The following is a 3,311-nucleotide window of genomic DNA, read 5'->3' as shown; positions in this document are numbered from 1 at the left end:
GTTGGCGGTCAAGATCGATCAGGCTGGCTTGCGTGGCGCTCAATGTACTTTGGGCCGTCAGCATGGCGCTTTTGGCCGCATTACCGGCTCGATACTGGTTCTCGGTGACGACTAACGCCCTCTGGTAGCCGCTTATGGTTCGTTGCAACAGATCCTTTTCGGCATCGGTCAGGCGCAACTCGAAATAGTCGCTCGCCAATTCGCTCTGGGCTGTCAAACGGGCGTTGGCGAGATCGGCCGCCGAAGCTTGAGTCGTGTCGCGCGCGCCCTCGATTTCACGCCTTATTTTGCCCCACAGGTCAGGCGCCCAACTTGCCTGCGCACCGACTTGATATTGTCGGGTGACCACGCCGGCCGTCGACAAGGCGGTTGCGCTCAGGCCGCGATTCATGCTGCTGCTGGACTTCGATAGGGTCGGCGAACCACTAAGCCCCACAGTCGGAAACAACAGGGCCCGATCTTCGGCTACGATGGCGCGAGCTTCACGATAAGCAGCTTCGGCTGCGGCGAGCGTCTGGTTTGAGATTTCGACCTGCCGTTCCAAGCCGTCCAACACCGGATCGTCAAACACGCTCCACCATGCGCCTTTGTCGATAGCGTCCGCCGGTCGCGCGGGTACCCAGCCGGCTGCTTCTTTAAATGAAGGTGGAGTAGCTACGCTGGGACGTTGGTAGTCAGGGCCTACCAAGCATGCAGACAAAGTCAACGCTGCGAACACAAAGCTCAGAGTGAGACGTAGATAGCCGGCGCGCACGGGAATCATGACGGTATTTCCTAGGCGCTAGGCTCTGGTTCGGGCGTGGCCGCTGGCTTGCTGCGCAGCCCACGCAGCCGATCGAGATAGATGTACACCACCGGTGTGGTGAACAGGGTGAGTGCTTGCGACACGATCAGTCCACCAACGATGGCATAGCCCAGCGGCTGGCGAAACTCGGAGCCGGTGCCATTCATCAATATCATCGGAATACCCCCCAGCGCCGCGCAGGCAGTGGTCATCAGAATAGGCCGCAGGCGCTGGCACGACGCTTGACGGACCGCTTCCTCGCCGGTCAGTCCCTTCTCGCGCTCAAGACGTAGCGCGACATCGACGATCATGATGCCGTTCTTTTTGACGATGCCGATCAAGAGGATGATGGCGATGATGCCGATCACATTGAGATTCTGGCCCACCGCGATCAGTGCCAGCAAGGCGCCCAGGCCCGCCGAGGGCAGTGTCGAAAGAATGGTCAGCGGGTGCAGGAAACTTTCGTAGAGCACGCCAAGAATGACATACACGGCCAGCAGCGCTGCGCCGATCAGCAGAGGTTCAGTGGCCAATGATTGCTGGAAGGCCTGAGCCGTTCCTTGAAAGGCGCCATTGAGGGTGCGCGGTGCACCCAGCTTGTCGCGTGCATCCTGCACAGCTTGCGTCGCCTGGCTTAGCGCCACGCCCGGGGCTAGATTGAACGACAAGGTTGCCGCTGGATATTCGCCCTGATGGCTGACCGTCAGGTTGCTCGTCATTGTCGGATCGACCTTCACGAACACCGACAGCGGGACGGTCTGCCCGGTAATCGGCGAGAGCAGATATACCGAATTGAACAGGTCGGGGGTGGCCTGCAGCCCGGGTGGCGCCTCCACGATCACGTGGTAGCTATTTTGTTGCGTGTAGTACTGAGTGACCTCATTCTGCCCGATCATTTCGTAAATCGCCGTATCGATGTCCGTCGGGGAGATGCCGAACCGCCCTGCAGCATCGCGGTCGATAGTCAGGCTGACCGCAGCGGCCTGCGATTGCTGATCCGAACTGACATCCGTGAGATCCGGAACCTGTTTTAACGCGGCGAGCAGCTTGGGCGCCCAGGTATTCAATTCGGTCAAGTCGGAATCGGCCAGGGTGTATTGATACTGGGCCTGTCCTACTCGACCGCCGACGTTGATATCCTGTGCCGCCTGGAGATAGGTTTGTACCCCGACCAGCACCGCCAACTTCGGACGCAGTCGGGTAATGACTTCTTCGGCCGTCGCTTTCCGGCCGCTGGCTTTGGGCTTCAAGGCGATGTTCAGGTTCGCCTGGTTGGTGCTCGCCGAACCGATAGAGATGGCTACCCCAGCGACAGCCGGATCCTGGGTCAAGACCTTGGCGACATCCTGTACCTTCTGTTTGGTCTTAGTAAAGGAGGCGTTCTGGGCAGTGATCATGACTCCGCTGAGAAAGCCCGTATCCTGCTGCGGGAAGAAGCCGGTGGAAACCGTGCTGTAAAGCAAGACCGCTGCCGCCATGGTCAACAAAAATACGATCAGCGTCACCAGTTGATGGCGCAGAACCGCATCGAGACCGCGCGCATAGCTGTCTTCCAAATTGAGGAAACCCTTTTCCAGCATTCGGGTAATGAGGTTCGAGGGCGGTTTGGGCGCTTTGAGGAACATGGCGCATAGCATCGGCGTCAAGGTCAGCGAAAAGACGAGCGACAGAAGCACCGCCGCGCTGAGCGTGACAGCGAACTCACGCATTAGCAGACCGACCACGCCGCCCATAAACATCAATGGCGTGAACACCACAATCAGCGAAATTGAAATGGTCAGAATCGTAAAGCTGATTTCACCGGAGCCGGCCAGGGCGGCCTCCATGGGTGTGTCGCCCGTCTCGATGCGCCGCCATATCACCTCGACCATGACGATCGCATCGTCCACCACAAAACCCACGCCAATGGTGAGGGCCATCAGCGAGAGATTATCGAGACTGAAGTTGAGCGGCAACATCACCGCTGCGGTTGCCAATAGGGCCAAAGGGATCATGGCGCTGGGGATCAGCGTGGCGCGGATATCGCGTAGGAACAGGAAGATCACCGCCACCACCAGCACGATGGTGATCAGCAGAGTGGTCTCAACGTCCTTGACCGAAGCGCGAATCGTCTGGGTCCGATCCGCCAGAACATGAATCTCGATAGCCGGCGGAATATTGGCTTGCAGGCCGGGCAACGCCTTCATGATCTTGTTCACCGTATCGATGACGTTGGCCCCGGGTAGTTTGTAGATGATCAGTAGGATGCTCTGGCCGCCCTTCAGGGTAGGATCGGTATTGGCCTTTCCCGGGAACGCCCAGGCGCCGATCTGGTTGTTCTCCACGTCCTGGATGGCTTCGCCCAGATCCTGGACCCTGAGCGCGGCGCCGTTGTGGTATCCGACCACCAACTGGTTCCACGGCACCACGTCCAGGATCTGGTCGTTGGCGTAAACGGTGAGATTCTGCTGAGGTCCGTTGATCGCGCCCTTGGGGGCATTCACGGTACTGGCGACGATTTTGGCGCGAACATTGTCGATCTGCAGGC

General features: G+C 59.0%; 2 protein-coding genes. Both read right to left on the bottom strand.

Features of this window, described 5'->3' with window-relative positions; genetic code table 11:
* Nucleotides 1–763, bottom strand: a 763-nt coding sequence (locus tag M0974_RS27005) for a TolC family protein (protein ID WP_297844382.1), incomplete at its 3' end; no start/stop codon positions are given.
* An 11-nt stretch (nt 764–774) separates the two neighbouring features.
* A partial coding sequence (locus tag M0974_RS27000) for an efflux RND transporter permease subunit (RefSeq protein WP_297844379.1) occupies nt 775–3,311 on the bottom strand: 2,537 nt, incomplete at its 5' end.

The organism is Pseudomonas sp. (genome assembly GCF_026224925.1).
Taxonomy (GTDB): Bacteria; Pseudomonadota; Gammaproteobacteria; order Pseudomonadales; family Pseudomonadaceae; genus Aquipseudomonas.
Note: the sequence above shows the minus strand (reverse complement) of the source record. Positions and strands in the feature narration are given on the sequence as shown.